The organism is Streptomyces sp. NPDC088915, from assembly GCF_044749825.1.
Lineage (GTDB): Bacteria > Actinomycetota > Actinomycetes > Streptomycetales > Streptomycetaceae > Streptomyces.
In genome coordinates this window covers 518,252-532,414 of record NZ_JBIVIR010000001.1, presented here as the reverse complement: position 1 = coordinate 532,414, position 14,163 = coordinate 518,252, and the positions used below count along the sequence as shown (strand labels likewise).

The following is a 14,163-nucleotide window of genomic DNA, read 5'->3' as shown; positions in this document are numbered from 1 at the left end:
TGGGAGCGAGGAGACGGCGGGCCGGGGGCCCGACCGGGCGCTGCTGGTGGCCGTGTACTACGGGCGGCCTTACGACGCGGCAGCTCGCGCCGGCTCCGCGACCGGTGGCGGACGTCGACCGGTTGCGAATCCGGGAAGGACCGCGATCGCCGACGGCGCTCAGCTCGGCACCGGCCCGATCGTTCCGCACCGAAAGAGGAGCGGCCGCCCCTCCCGCGCGGCCAGGAGAAGGACAACGCCGAGCACCGAAGGGTGCGAGCCCGTGTCGAGCACACGTTTGCCCGGATAAATAACCGGAAGATCCTGCGCGACCGCCGTCGAAGAGGCGACGGCCTCCACCTCAAGCGGTCCTCACACCTCCACCACCAACTCCTCGAACCCCCTGATCACGTACCCCGCCTTCCGCACCGGCTCCGACACCAGCCGCATTCCCGGTGCCCGGCGCAGGAGTTCGTCGAAGAGGGTCGTCAGTTCCAGGCGGGCCAGGGGGGCGCCCAGGCAGTAGTGGATGCCCGCGCCGAAGGTGAGGTGGGGGTTGTCGGGGCGGGTGAGGTCGAGGGTGGCGGCCGTGGGACCGAAGCGGGAGGGGTCGCGGTTGGCCGAGCCGAGGAGGAGGGCCACCTCCGCGCCCCGGGGGATCAGCAGGCCGTCGAGTTCCATGTCGTCGAGGACCCAGCGCTCGAACATCTGGAGCGGGGTGTCGTAGCGCAGGAGTTCTTCCACAGCTGTGGACAAGTTTTCGAGGCGCGGGCGGACGCCCTCCTGGAGGAGGATCCGCCAGCCGTTGACCGTGGTGTTCACCGTCGCCTCGTGGCCCGCGTTCAGGAGCAGGACGCAGGTCGAGATCATCTCCTGTTCCGTCAGCTCCGGGACGGCGAGGAGGGCCGTGATCAGGTCCTCCCCCGGAGCCCTGCGGCGTCTTCCGATCAGTTCGCGCAGGTAGTCCGAGAACTCGATCGACGCCTCCACCGCCCGCCCCGCCACCTCCTCCGACGGGTTCAGCTCGAACATCCCGCAGATCGCCGCCGACCAGGACCGCAGCCGGTGCCGCTCCTCGTCCTCCTCCGGGATCCCCAGCATCTCCGCGATCACCGCGACCGGCAGCGGTTCCGCCACCAGCGCCTGGAGGTCGCCGCCGCCCGCCGCCACCAGGTCACCGACCAGGCCGGCGGCCAGGCGCCGTACCGTCGGGGCCAGGTTCTCCACCGTCCTCGGCGTGAACGCCTTCGACACCAGGCGCCGGATGCGGGCGTGGTCCGCGCCCTCCAGGTCCAGGAGCCCGTGGTCGTTCAGGGTGTGGAAGGGCTCGTGCGCCGGGTCCGGCGCCTCCCGGCCGAACTCCTCGTGCGTGAAGCGGTGCGTGTACGTACGCCCCAGGCGCCGGTCCCGGAGCAGCGCCGAGACGTCCTCGTGGCGCGGGATCAGCCACTGGCGGGTCGGCTCGTGCCAGTGGGCGCGGCCCGCCGCCCGCAGCTCGGCGTAGACGGGGTAGGGGTCGGCGACGAACTCCGGGGACCAGGGGGCGTACGCGGTGGTGTCCATGGGCGGACGCTACCCACCGACCCGTACCAGCCCCGCCTCGTACGCGAACACCGCCGCCTGCGTCCGGTCCCGCAGCCCCAGCTTCACCAGGATCCGGCTCACGTGCGTCTTGATCGTGGACTCCGCGACGACCAGGTGGTCCGCGATCTCCGCGTTCGACAGGCCCTGCGCGATCAACACCAGGACCTCCGTCTCGCGCTCGGTCAGCTCCCCGATCTGCGCCATCGCCGGCGGGCGCGGCGACGCCCCCGGCGCCTTCGCGAACTCGGTGATCAGCCGCTTGGTGACCGTCGGCGCGAGCAGCGCCTCGCCCGCCGCGACGACCCGGACCCCGTCCGCGAGCTGCCGGGCCGAGGCGTCCTTGAGCAGGAAGCCGGAGGCCCCGGCCCGCAGCGCCTGGTACACGTACTCGTCCAGGTCGAACGTGGTCAGGACCAGCACCTTCGCGTCCGCGTCGGCCGCCACGATCTCCCGCGTGGCCTCGATGCCGTTCAGCTCCGGCATCCGGATGTCCATCAGGACCACGTCCGGGCGTAGGGCCGCGACCTGCGCGATCGCCTCCCGGCCGTTGACCGCCTCCCCGACGACCTCGATGTCCGGCATCGCGCCGAGCAGCACCGAGAAGCCCTCCCGGACCATCATCTGGTCGTCGACGATCAGCACCCGGATCACGACACGGCCTCCTCACGGCTCACGGGGACGAAGGCCGCCACCTCGTAGCCACCGTCCTCGGTCGCCCCGGCCGTCATCTCGCCCCCCAGCATCGTCACACGCTCCCGCATGCCCGTGATGCCGTGGCCCGCCCCCGGCGACGGCTTCACCAGGCCGCGCGCCGGGCCGTTGGCGATGCGCAGGCCCAGGCCGCCGAGCACGTACGACACCTCGACCTTCGCCGCCGCGCCCGGCGCGTGCCGCAGCACGTTCGACAGGGCCTCCTGGACGATCCGGTACGCGGACAGCTCCACGCCCTGCGGCAGCTCGCGCACCGCGCCGGTCACCGTCTTCTCCACGTCGAGACCGGCCTCCCGCACGTTGGCGACCAGCGCGTCCAGGTCGGCCAGGGTCGGCTGCGGGGCGTCGGGCGCCTCGTAGTCCTCGGCCCGGACGACCCCGAGGATCCGGCGCAGCTCGGTCAGGGCCGCCACCGCGTTCTCCCGGATCGTGAGGAAGGCCTGCTCCAGCTCCGGCGGCGGGTTCTCGACCCGGTACGGCGCGGCCTCCGCCTGGATGGCGACCACCGACATGTGGTGGGCGACGACGTCGTGCAGCTCGCGGGCGATGGTCGTGCGCTCTTCGAGGAGCGTCCGCTTCGAACGCTCCCGCGCGGTGACCGTCTGCTCGGCCGTGACCGCGCGATGGGCTTGGCGGCGGACCTGGAAGACGGTGACGGTGAGCAGGACGAGCGCCGAGACGAAGAGCATCGGGAAGGAGTTGGAGCCGCGTCCGATGCCGAGGAACACCTCGGTGAAGATGCAGAAGCCCGCCGTCACCACCCACATCCACGCCGCCGCGCGGGGCCGGGTGCGGGCGGCGACCACGGCGAGGACCACCAGGTGGGTGAAGAACGTCATCACCGACCAGGGCCAGCCGCCGTCGTAGTCGGTGGCGGCGCCGAGGAAGGGCGCGGAGCCGAGCGAGACCCAGAAGGCGAGGACCGGCCGGACCAGGGTGAGCAGGACGATCGCGGCCGGGGCGAAGGTGACCGCGAGTTGCAGCGGTATGAAGGAGGTCTCGGCCCGGTCGACCCCGCCGGTGAAGGCGATCAGGGCGCAGAGCGCGACGACCGCGTGCGGGAAGTATCCCGCACGCGCCCTTATCCGCTTCGGCAGGAAGCGGGCGATCTTGGCGTTCACCTGTACAGGTGACAGCGGGCGGTAGGCGAAGGCGTCGTCGAGGAGTTCCTGCCGCAGCCCGCCGAGAGCCTCCTGGGCGAAGCGGAACTCGGGGGCCCGGCTCGTCCCGGGGGTCTGTGTCTCAGTCACGCCGTTCACGGTACGGGGGCCGCCGGGGCGGGTCGTCCCGCTCCGTACGGATCCTTCCCCGTCCGTCCTGAGTACTACGGGGGCCCCGGGCTCCGTCACCAGGCCAGCTGGGCGATCTCCTCCGCCACCACCGCGCACGCGTCCGTCGCCGGGTCGATCGGCGGGAAGTGGCCGGTCTCCTCCAGGAGCGTCAGGCCGACCGACTCGCCCGCCCGCGCCGCCGCCTCCGCGTACGCGTCGGCCACGGCGTACGGCACGACCACGTCCTCGCGGCCCTGCACGACGGTGGTCGCGATCCCGGTCGGGAGGAGGACGGCCGGGTCGGCGGAGGCCGCGCGCTCCCCGTACGCCTCCGGCCCGCCGAGGAGCTCGGTGACCGCGCCGCCGCACACCCCCAGCTCGACCGCCCGCGCGAAGTGGGCGATCGGGGCGAGGGCGACGACCCCGCGCAGCGGCGGCGGCTCGGACAGCCGCCAGGGGGAACCGGCCGGCAGGACGTGCCGGGCGGCGGCCCACAGGGCCAGGTGCCCGCCGGCCGAGTGCCCGGTGAGCACGGTCCGGCCCGGGTCGGCCTGCGGCAGGTGCGCGGCGGCCAGCTCCGGTACGGCGTCCAGGGCGGCGGCCACGTCGTCGAAGGTCTCGGGCCAGCGCCCGGCGACCGGGGCCGTGCCGCCGCCGCGCCGGTACTCGACGCTGGCGACGGCGAAGCCGCGCCGGGCCAGGAAGTCCGCGAACGGCGACAGGTGCGCCCGGTCGTACGGCGCCCGCCAGGCGCCGCCGTGCAGGGCGACGACCAGCGGGGCCCGGACGCGCCCGTCGCGCGGGGCGTAGAAGTCGACCACCTGATCGGGGTGGTCGCCGTACGCCGCGGTGGCGTCCGGGGCGACGGCCGGGTGCGAGAAGGCCGACGCCTCTTCGGCGGCGTCGCGCGCGGCGGGATCCATGGCTGTTCCAACCTCTCGGGTACGGGGCCGAATTGGCCTGACCTGCGGGGACGGTACCAGGACCGGAGCCCCGCGGATCAGGTGATCATCGGACCGTGCGACCGGCCCCGGAACCACACCGGGGCCCCGCACCCGTCATGCGCCCAGCACCTCCGCCAGGACCCGCGCCGCGCGCTCCGCGTCCGCGAACCCGACGTACAGCGGCGTGAAGCCGAACCGCAGCACGTCCGGGCGGCGCAGGTCGCCCACGACCCCGCGGCGGATCAGCTCGGCCATCACCGCCGGGGCCCCGTCGCAGCGCAGCGCGACCTGGCTGCCGCGCTCGCCGTGCGCCTCCGGCGTGACCGACTCGACCCGGCCCCCGGGGACGTACGCCGCCACGCACTCCAGGAAGAAGTCCGTCAGGGCGAGGGACTTGGCCCGCACGTCATCGATCGCGACCCCGTCCCACACGTCGAGCGCCGCTTCGAGCGCGAGGAGGGAGAGGATGTCGGGGGTGCCGACCCGGCCCCGCACGGCGCCCGCCGCCGCCTCGTACCCGGGGGTCATGGCGAACGGGTCGGCGTGCGAGTTCCAGCCGGGCAGCGGCGAGTCGAAGGCGGCCTGGTGGCGCTCGGCGACGTACAGGTAGGCGGGCGAACCGGGGCCGCCGTTCAGGTACTTGTACGTGCAGCCGACGGCCAGGTCGACCCCGTGCGCGTCCAGGCCGACGGGCAGGGCGCCCGCGCTGTGGCACAGGTCCCAGACGGCGAGCGCGCCCGCCGCGTGCAGGGCGGCCGTGAGGCCGGGCAGGTCGTGGAGCCGGCCGCTGCGGTAGTCCACGTGGTTGACGAGGGCGGCGGCCGTGCGCGGGCCCGCCGCCTCCGCCATCGCGGCCGGTTCGAGGGGCACGATCCGGTGACCCGTCATCCGTGCGGCCGACCGCGCGATGTACCCGTCCGTGGGAAAGGTCGTGGCGTCCACCAGGATCTCGTCGCGTCCGTCGCCCGCCAGACGGGCGGCGGCGACGACCGCCTTGAAGACGTTCACGCTGGTCGAGTCGCCGACCACGACCTGCCCGGGGCCGGCGCCGACGATCGGCGCGATCCGCTCGCCGATCCGCTCGGGCGCGGTCCACCAGCCGGACTCGTCCCAGGAGCGGATGCGCAGCTCGCCCCACTCGCGGGTGATGACGTCGGCCATGCGGGCGGGGACGTGGGCGGGCAGCGCGCCGAGCGAGTTGCCGTCGAGGTAGACGGTGTCCGCGTCGAGGGCGAACTTCTCGCGGTGCCCGGCGAGGCCGTCGGCCGCGTCGAGGTCCCGGGCCCGGGTTTCGAGGTGGTCCTCGCGACGGCTCTTGAGGCGGTCCTTGAGCTGGTCCTTGAGGCGGCCCTTGAGGAGATCAGACATGGCTGCGGGCCGTCCAGAGCTCGGGGAACACGTTCTTCCGGGCCCGCTTCTCCAGCCAGGCCACGCCGGCCGAACCGCCGGTGCCGGTCTTGGCGCCCATCGCGCGCCGGGTCGCCACCAGGTGGTCGTTGCGCCAGCGCCAGACCAGCTCGGCCACGTCGCTCAGGGCCTCGCCGAGCCGGACCAGCTCGCCGTTCTGGTCGGGGTCCGCGTAGATCCCGGCCCAGACCGCCTCGACCTCGGGCGAGGGCTCGTACCGCTTCGCGAGGTCGCGGTTCAGGACGGCGGCCGGGACGGGCAGGCCGCGCCGGGCGAGCAGGCCGAGGACCTCGTCGTACAGGCTCGGCTCGTGGAGCGCCTTCTCCAGCTCGGCGTGGACGCGGGGCGCGCCCCGGTGCGGGACGAGCATGGACGCGGACTTGTCGCCGAGCAGGAACTCCATCCGCCGGTACATCGCGGACTGGAAGCCGGAGCCCTCGCCCAGCGAGCCCCGGTAGGAGTTGAACTGGGCGGGGGTGAGCTGGGCGAGCGGGTGCCAGGAGTGGTTGAGGGCCTCCAGCTCGCGCACGGAGCGCTTGAGGGCGTCCATCGCGACGGGGATCCGGTCCTCGCGCAGGGCGCGGCTCGCGGTCTCCCACTCGTGGACGATCACCGTGAACCACAGCTCCATGACCTGGGTGGTGACCAGGAAGACCATCTCGCCGGGGTCGTCCGAGCGGAGGTGCTGGAGGTGGGTGAGGACGTCCGCCTGGACGTAGTCCTCGTACGGCGTCGTGCCCGCGAAGTCGAGGTGCGGGGCGTCGGCGGCCGCGTCGGACCCGGAGGCACCGGAAGCCCCGGAAGCCCCGGAAGAGGCTTCGGAGGCACCGGAAGCGGGTCCGGAGGTGTCGGGGTCGGGAGAGACCCCGGAGGCATCGGGAGAACCCGGGAAGGTGGACATCTCTGTCTCCTCGGTACGTTCTACCGGGTAGCGGTCCGCTCGCACCGTGCGGCACCTCGTGCGGCACGGGAGCTCCGGTCCCCTCGGGAGGCGCGCTCCGTCGCACGCCGTCCCAACGGCATCATGGCACGATCGGCCCCGTGATGTAGCTCCCGTCTTCGTCATACGGATAAGCGTTCGAAACGCAGCCGTCCAGGCCCTTGATCTGCTGCATCATCGCGGGCGCGGGCTTTCCGGGCCCCGGGCAGGCCATGTGCTCCCGGATGCCGATCTCGTGGCCGACCTCGTGGTTGATGATCAGGTGCCGGTACTCGGCGGGCTCCCCCGTGAAGGTCGGCGAGCCGAGCATCCACCGCCGGAGGTTCACGACGACGCCCTCGGTGGTCTCGCAGTTCAGCTCGCCGCCGGTGTCCAGGCCCTCGCGCAGGCAGAGCGCGTCCGCCGTGTCGGGGGTGGCGATCCGGATGACGAAGTCGGCGGCCTCGCCCTCGGAGACGAGCTGGAAGCGGCCCCGGCCGTGGGCGGCCCAGCCGCGCGGATGGGCCAGGATCCGCTGGATCTCGGCGGCCGCCCCGTCCGCCCGGAGGTCGATGCCGTCCTCGACCTGGACCCGGTAGCGGCGCAGGACGCCGCTCTCGCCGGTGGGGGCGCCGGAGGCCCCCGCGGTGGTGAAGGTCCCGGGGCCGGACTTCGGCACGGCGGACCTGTCCGGGCCGGTCCCGGGCTCCGGAGCCGGCTTCGACGCCGATTTCGGCTTCGTCGTGGGCGTCGGCGTCGGCGTCGGTGCCGGCGCGGACGTGGGCGCCCGTTCCGGTCGTGACGCCCGTGTCGGCGGCGCGGCCGGTTCCGCCGTGGCGGGCCGGGTGGCGGGCGGGGCGGTCGCCGGTTCCGTACCGACGGCCTCGGGGCCGGGCGCGGGCAGGGCGGGGGCGGCCCGGCCGTCGGTCGCCCCGCCGTTGAAGTGGGCGAGGGCCGCGCCGCCGCCGAGGGCGAGGGACGCCAGGAGCAGGGCGGGGAGGACGAGCCGGCGTACGGGACCGCGTCCGCCCCCGCCCCGTCGGCGGCTCTGCGCCCGTCGCCGTCCTGCGGGTGCGGCACGTTTGCCCACGACAGACTTCTCCCCTGCTTCGGCCGGTGTGGGGGAAGAGGAAGTGGGGCCTCGGTACCGGCGTTCGTCGGTGCTGTGGTCCCGGGATCGTAACCGGGCTCGTTCGAACAGACCCGAAAAACACGGGGTCGGTTCCGAAAAGGCGTGCGGCTTCGGAGAAACGGCGGGGCGGCGGCCGTTCGACGGCCGCCGCCCCGGGGGATCCGCCGGTGTCAGCCGAGCGTCTCCGCCGCCGTCTCCGAGGAGTCGCGCAGGAAGGTCGTGCAGCGCTCGTACTCCTCCTTCTCGCCGATCTCGCCGGCCGCCCGGGCCAGGGCGTGCAGCGCGCGCAGGAAGCCGCGGTTCGGCTCGTGCTCCCACGGGACCGGGCCGTGGCCCTTCCAGCCGCTGCGGCGCAGGGCGTCCAGGCCCCGGTGGTAGCCGGTGCGGGCGTAGGCGTACGACTCGACGACCCGGCCGCCCTCGAAGGCGTCGTCGGCGAGGCGCGCCCAGGCGAGCGAGGAGGTCGGGTACTTCGCGGCGACCTCCGCCGGGGCCGTGCCGCTCGCGAGCAGCTCGCGCGGACCCGGTTCGTCGGGCAGGTGGGTGGGGGCGGGTCCCCCAAGGAGGTTCTCGTGGATGGCCATGGGCCCAGTCTGCCTCAGTGCGGGGACCCCGGACCGCCCCCGGGTCGGTGCCGGGTGGCGCCCCGGCCGCCCGGGTCGAGGGGCGGGGCCTGCACCCCGCAGTGCACCCGGCACTCGGGATGGCAACGGGCCTCCGCACCGGCGCCCGCACCGGCCCCGGAACCGGCCTCCGCACCGGCCTCGGCGCCGGCCTCGGCGCCGGCCTCCGCTCCGGTCCCGGAACCCGCGCCCGCACCCTCACCGGCCCCGGCAACCGCCGCCGCCCCCACCCCCGCCCCCCGCATCGTCGTCCAGGCCAGGACCGCGCCCGCCACCAGGATCCCCGCGCACATCGGCATCGCGCGCCGGAAGGTCTCCCCGAACTCGGCCGCCGAGCGGTACGCCTCCGGGCCCATCCCGGCCAGCATCGGCAGCGCGGCCACCGCGAGCAGTCCGGCCGCCCGGGCCGCCGCGTTGTTGATCCCGCTCGCCAGGCCCGCCCGGGCCACGTCCACCGAGGCGAGGACGGTCGCGGTCAGCGGGGCGACCAGGGCCGTCATGCCGAGCCCGAGCACGAGCAGGGCGGGCAGCACGTCCCGTACGTACGAGGCGTCCTCCCCCACCCGCAGCATCAGCAGCATCCCGGCGGCGCACAGCAGCGGCCCGACCGTGAGCGGGATCCGGGGGCCGATCCGCTCTCCAAGCTCCCCGGACTTCGCCGAGAGGAGCAGCATGAGCACGGTCGTCGGCAGCAGGGCCGTACCGGCGGCGAGCGCCGAGTAGCCGGAGACCACCTGGAGCTGGAGGGCCGCCAGGAAGAAGAAACCGCCGAAAGCGGCGTACACGCAGAGGGTGACCAGGTTGACGGCCGTGAAGGTCTTCGAGCGGAAGACCGACGGCGGCGCCATCGCCGCCTCTCCCCGGCGCCGCTCCACCCCCACGAAGCAGGCCCCGACCACGATCCCGGCCGCCCCCGCCCACCAGGCCGAGCCGATCAGCGCGTACGTCACGAGCGCGAGCGCCGCCGCGCCCAGGACCGCGCCGAGCACGTCGAAGCGGCCGTGCGCGGCCTCGTCCCGCGACTCCGGCACGTGCCGGAGGGCGACCGGCACGCAGACGAGGGCCAGTGGCACATTGAGCAGGAACACCCACCGCCAGCCCGGTCCGTCCACCAGCCAGCCGCCGACGAACGGTCCGATCGCCGCGCCCACCCCGCCGAAGCCCGACCAGAGCCCGACGGCCCTGGCCCGGTCGTCCTCGTGGAAGCTCGCCTGGATCAGCGCGAGCGAGCCGGGCGTGAGCAGCGCCCCGCCCACGCCCTGGAGGGCGCGGGCCGCGATCAGGACCCCAGCGTTCGGGGCGAGGCCGCAGAGCAGCGAGGCGGCGGCGAACCACACCACCCCGGTCACGAAGACCCGGCGCCGCCCGAACCGGTCGCCGAGCGATCCGCCGAGCAGGATGAGTCCGGCCAGGGTCAGCATGTAGGCGTTGACGGTCCACTGGAGGACGGCCAGGTCGGCGCCGAGGTCCTCGCCGATGTGCGGCAGGGCGACGTTGACGACGGTGGAGTCGAGCAGCGCCATCCCGGAGCCCAGGACGGTGGTGAAGACGATCCACCGCCCGGTCCCGGAGGCCATCCGCACGTCCCGCTCGCCCCGCCCGCCCCCGCCTGCCGTACCCGCCGTACCCGCCATATCCGCATGGTCCCGCGAAACGCGCCGTCGCGCGCCCGCGCGGAGCGGTCTCAGGCGGTCCGCAGCCGGCTCGCCGTCCTGACCAGGGCCTCCACGCCCCGCTCCGCCTTCTTCCGGGGGCAGCCCACGTTCAGCCGGACGAAGCCCGGCGTGCCGTACGTCCCGCCCGGCATGATCGCGACCTTCTCCGCCGTCACCAGCTCCTCCTGGAGCCGGGTCTCCTCGATCCCGAGGGGCCGCAGGTCGATCCAGGCCAGGTAACCGGCCTGCGGGGGCTCCCAGACCACCCCGGGGAGGCCCTCGGCCAGCCGCTCCCGGACCAGCTCCATCGTGCCCGCGACGTAGCCGCGCAGCTCGTCCAGCCAGGCCGCGCCGTGCCGGTACGCGGCGATGTGGGCGGTCAGCGAGAGCACGGCGGGCGAGGCGAGCCCCTCGCCGGTCTCCATGCGCCGCACGAACGCCTCCCGCTCGTCGGGGTCGCCCACGATCCCGTACGAGCCGGAGAGCGCGGGGAAGTTGAAGGCCTTGGTGCCCGAGGTGACCAGCGCCCAGCGGCGCCCCCGGCCGCGCTCGGCGATCCGGGTCCACGGCACGTGCCGGTGGCCCTCGCCGGTCAGGTCCGCGTGGATCTCGTCGCTGACGACGCTCACGCCGTGCCGCTCGGCCAGCTCCGCGAAGGCGGTCAGCTCCCCCTCCGTCCACACCCGGCCGGTCGGGTTGTGCGGGGAGCAGAGCAGCAGCATCCGGCTGTCCGGCCGGGCCAGCTCGCGCTCCAGGGCCTCCGCGTCCCCGACCGGGACCCCGCGCAGCTCGCGCCCGAGCCCGGTCACGGCCTTGCGGAAGCCGTCGTACGTGGGGGTGTGGACGACCACGCCGTCACCGGGCGCGGTCCACATCCGCAGGAGCTGCGAGAGCTGGTTGAGCACGGAGGGCGCGTACACCAGGGAGTCCGGGTCGATCGCGGTGTCGTACCGGCTCGCGTACCAGTGGCGTATCGCCTCGCGGAAGTCGCCGAGCCGCCAGTCCGTGTAGCCGAAGACCCCGTGGTCGACGCGCTCGCGGAGGGCGGCGAGGACCTCCGGCGGGGAGGCGAAGTCCATGTCGGAGATGGTGAAGGGCAGCAGGTCGGACACGCCGAAGCGGTCCGCGATCCCGTCCCACTGGACGGACCAGGTCCCGCGCCGGTCGATCTCCCGGTCGAAGTCGTACATCAGGCCCTCTCACCCCTCTCGTCGGCACGCGAAGGGCCCGCCACCCCGGGAAGCGGGGTGCCGGGCCCTTCGCCCTTCACACGCTTACTTCAGCTTGGTGCCGGTCGAGCGCAGCGCGGCGCACGCCTCGGTCACGCGGGCGGCCATGCCCGCCTCGGCCAGCTTGCCCCAGGTGCGCGGGTCGTAGGTGGACTTCTTGCCGACCTCGCCGTCGACCTTCAGGACGCCGTCGTAGTTGCGGAACATGTGGTCCACGACCGGACGGGTGAAGGCGTACTGGGTGTCGGTGTCGAGGTTCATCTTCACGACGCCGTTCTCCAGGGCGGTGGCGATCTCCTCGGCCGTGGAGCCCGAGCCGCCGTGGAAGACGAAGTCGAACGGGTCGGCCTTGCCGAACTTCGCGGCGACGCCGGCCTGGAGGTCCTTGAGCAGCTCGGGGCGGAGCACGACGTTGCCCGGCTTGTAGACGCCGTGCACGTTGCCGAAGGACGCGGCGAGCAGGTAGCGGCCCTTCTCGCCCAGGCCCAGGGCCTCGGCCGTACGGATGGCGTCGTCGACGGTGGTGTACAGCTCGTCGTTGATCTCGTGGGTGACGCCGTCCTCCTCGCCGCCGGTCGGGGTGATCTCGACCTCAAGGATGATCTTGGCGGCGGCGGCCTTCGCGAGCAGCTCCTGGCCGATGGCCAGGTTGTCCGCGAGGGTCTCGGCGGAGCCGTCCCACATGTGCGACTGGAACAGCGGGTTGTCGCCCCGGGCGACGCGCTCGGCGGAGACGTCGAGCAGCGGACGGACGTAGCCGTCCAGCTTGTCCTTCGGGCAGTGGTCGGTGTGCAGGGCGACCGTGATGTCGTACTTCGCGGCGACGATGTGCGCGAACTCGGCCAGGGCGACGGCGCCCGTGACCATGTCCTTGCTGTACTGACCGCCCAGGAACTCGGCACCGCCGGTCGAGATCTGGATGATGCCGTCGCTCTCGGCCTCCGCGAAGCCGCGCAGGGCAGCGTGCAGGGTCTGGGACGAGGTCACGTTGATGGCCGGGTAGGCGAACTTGCCTGCCTTCGCCCGGTCGAGCATCTCGTTGTAGACCTCGGGGGTTGCGATGGGCATTCGTCCGCTCCTTGTGATGTGCGGGGTGTGTGCTGTTGCTGTCCCTGACCTGGGGGCGACGTCATCGTCGCCCCCATCCTTCCAGACTCTCGTGCGGGCTCCCATGGGCCCGGCACGCCGAGGGGCGGGGTGTTTCACGTGAAACACCCCGCCCCTGACAGAAAGTGCAGGTCAGAGCCGTTCTACCCCCGACCCGGGACCTACGTCACGACTTCGCGGCAGTTACGCCAGGCCGAGGTCGCCCAGCTGGTAGCCGGTGAGGTACGGCAGCCCCGCCCCGGCGATGGCACCGGAGGCGCCCCGGTCCACGATCGTCGCCACGGCGACGACCTCGCCGCCCGCCTCGCGGACGGCCTCGACGGCGGTCAGCGGCGAGCCGCCGGTGGTCGAGGTGTCCTCGACGACGAGGCAGCGGCGGCCCTTGACGTCCGTGCCCTCGATGCGGCGCTGCATGCCGTGCGCCTTCTGCGCCTTCCGCACGACGAAGGCGTCCAGGCGCTGCCCGCGCGCGGCGGAGGCGTGCAGCATCGAGGTGGCGACCGGGTCGGCGCCCAGGGTCAGACCGCCGACGCAGTCGAAGTCCAGGTCGGCCGTGAGGTCGAGCATGACCTGCCCCACCAGCGGGGCGGCCTCGCCGTCCAGCGTGATCCGGCGCAGGTCGATGTAGTAGTCGGCTTCCAGACCCGAGGAGAGGGTCACCTTGCCGTGCACCACGGCCTTGTCCTTGATCTGCTGGAGCAGCTCAGCGCGTACGTCAGTCATGGCCACGAGCTTAAGGGGCCCGCTGGTCAGAGGCGGCGCCAGCTCCAGGTGCTCTCGACCTCCAGGGGGTCGATCGGGGTGACCAGGCGCGGGTGGGTGTTGAGGCCGTTCGGGGGACCCGACTGCGGCTCGACGCAGACCGCCTCCGCCTGCTCGTCGTAGAGCACGACCCACTCGGCGCGGCTGGTGACCTTCAGCTCCAGCTCCTCCGGCCAGGTGAGGGTCACGTCGACGCCGTCGGGCATGCCGAAGCAGTCGTCCCAGGGGCCGGGGAGGGGGTCGATGCGGCGGCCGGTGGGGAGGTGGTCCGCGCCGCGCTCCTCCTGCCAGGCGGGCGCGAAGTCGACCCGTACGTCCTGACCGCCCCGCCCGAGGTTGCGCAGGAACCAGGGGTGCCAGCCGGCCTGGGCCGGGAACGAGTCGTCATAGGCCTCGACGCCGAAGCGGAGCGTGAGGGAGTCCTCGGCCAGCTCGAAGACCTGGGTGACCCGGCCGCCGTACGGCCAGGGGTCGCCGAGCTCGCAGACGAACACGGCCTCGGTCGCGGAGGTGCGGGCGGTCTTCCAGGCGAGGTCACGGACGGTGCCGTGGATGGCGTGCGGGGGCGCGTTGACCGGGAGCTGATGGGTGGTGGCGCCGTTGCGGAAACGGCCGTTCTCGGTCCGCCCGCACCAGGGCACCATCGGGAAGCTTCCGTACCGCTCGCCCTGGCGCAGCACCTCGGTGCCGCCGATGCGCAGGCCCTCGATCCGGCAGCCGTTGTCGGGGTTGATGGTCAACTCGGCGTCGCCCGCCGTCAGTCGCGTCTGCATGCTCACGCTTCGACCCTAAGCCCGTGGAGCACGGAACGCGGCCGACCGTTTCGGCGGCGCCGCTGAG

13 protein-coding genes and 1 pseudogene are annotated in these 14,163 nt (G+C 73.6%); 1 reads left to right on the top strand and 13 read right to left on the bottom strand.

The features are described from left to right. Nucleotides 1–139: 139 nt before the first annotated feature. Nucleotides 140–339 (top strand): annotated as a pseudogene (locus tag ACIP5O_RS02565) (IS5/IS1182 family transposase); the annotation flags it as partial. Between the two features lie 12 nt (nucleotides 340–351). Here the strand turns inward: ACIP5O_RS02565 and ACIP5O_RS02560 are convergent. The 13 genes from ACIP5O_RS02560 to ACIP5O_RS02500 form a co-directional block, all read right to left on the bottom strand. Then, on the bottom strand, nucleotides 352–1,542 hold the full coding sequence (locus tag ACIP5O_RS02560; RefSeq protein WP_401287638.1) for a cytochrome P450: 1,191 nt from the start codon (nucleotides 1,540–1,542) through the stop codon (nucleotides 352–354). A gap of 9 nt (nucleotides 1,543–1,551) precedes the next feature. Next, a complete protein-coding gene (locus tag ACIP5O_RS02555) occupies nucleotides 1,552–2,214 on the bottom strand; it encodes a response regulator transcription factor (RefSeq protein ID WP_121829805.1) in 663 nt (220 codons plus the stop codon). Further along, nucleotides 2,211–3,524, bottom strand: coding sequence for a sensor histidine kinase (locus ACIP5O_RS02550; protein WP_401287635.1), 1,314 nt, complete (start codon nucleotides 3,522–3,524; stop codon nucleotides 2,211–2,213). The genes ACIP5O_RS02555 and ACIP5O_RS02550 overlap by 4 nt, the downstream gene beginning before the upstream one ends. Before the next feature lie 95 nt (nucleotides 3,525–3,619). Beyond that, nucleotides 3,620–4,468 (bottom strand): alpha/beta hydrolase family protein, encoded by an 849-nt coding sequence (locus ACIP5O_RS02545; RefSeq protein ID WP_401287633.1) that lies wholly within the window; start codon nucleotides 4,466–4,468, stop codon nucleotides 3,620–3,622. A gap of 135 nt (nucleotides 4,469–4,603) precedes the next feature. Then, nucleotides 4,604–5,857, bottom strand: coding sequence for a kynureninase (gene kynU, locus ACIP5O_RS02540; protein ID WP_401287630.1), 1,254 nt, complete (start codon nucleotides 5,855–5,857; stop codon nucleotides 4,604–4,606). After that, on the bottom strand, nucleotides 5,850–6,797 hold the full coding sequence (locus tag ACIP5O_RS02535; protein ID WP_401287627.1) for a tryptophan 2,3-dioxygenase: 948 nt from the start codon (nucleotides 6,795–6,797) through the stop codon (nucleotides 5,850–5,852). Before ACIP5O_RS02535 ends, kynU begins: the two co-directional genes overlap by 8 nt. A gap of 121 nt (nucleotides 6,798–6,918) precedes the next feature. Beyond that, nucleotides 6,919–7,905 carry a DUF3152 domain-containing protein gene (locus ACIP5O_RS02530; protein WP_401287625.1) on the bottom strand — a complete coding sequence of 329 codons (987 nt, stop codon included), beginning with the start codon at nucleotides 7,903–7,905 and terminating at the stop codon, nucleotides 6,919–6,921. Nucleotides 7,906–8,117: 212 nt separating this feature from the next. After that, complete coding sequence (locus tag ACIP5O_RS02525) at nucleotides 8,118–8,531, bottom strand: DUF3151 domain-containing protein (RefSeq protein WP_356539314.1); 414 nt, start codon at nucleotides 8,529–8,531, stop codon at nucleotides 8,118–8,120. Between the two features lie 14 nt (nucleotides 8,532–8,545). Next, entirely contained in the window at nucleotides 8,546–10,204 is a 1,659-nt protein-coding gene (locus ACIP5O_RS02520) for an MFS transporter (RefSeq protein ID WP_401287622.1), read from the bottom strand. Nucleotides 10,205–10,254: 50 nt separating this feature from the next. After that, complete coding sequence (locus tag ACIP5O_RS02515) at nucleotides 10,255–11,415, bottom strand: MalY/PatB family protein (RefSeq protein WP_401287619.1); 1,161 nt, start codon at nucleotides 11,413–11,415, stop codon at nucleotides 10,255–10,257. Between the two features lie 84 nt (nucleotides 11,416–11,499). Then, the gene (gene fbaA, locus ACIP5O_RS02510) at nucleotides 11,500–12,522 is read right to left on the bottom strand and encodes a class II fructose-bisphosphate aldolase (protein ID WP_401287616.1); all 1,023 of its coding nucleotides are present in this window, start codon (nucleotides 12,520–12,522) and stop codon (nucleotides 11,500–11,502) included. Nucleotides 12,523–12,744: 222 nt separating this feature from the next. Further along, entirely contained in the window at nucleotides 12,745–13,284 is a 540-nt protein-coding gene (pyrE, locus tag ACIP5O_RS02505; RefSeq protein WP_356539322.1) for an orotate phosphoribosyltransferase, read from the bottom strand. A gap of 26 nt (nucleotides 13,285–13,310) precedes the next feature. Continuing rightward, nucleotides 13,311–14,096: an aldose 1-epimerase gene (locus ACIP5O_RS02500; protein ID WP_401288129.1), complete on the bottom strand. Its 786-nt coding sequence runs from the start codon at nucleotides 14,094–14,096 to the stop codon at nucleotides 13,311–13,313. Nucleotides 14,097–14,163: the final 67 nt, after the last annotated feature.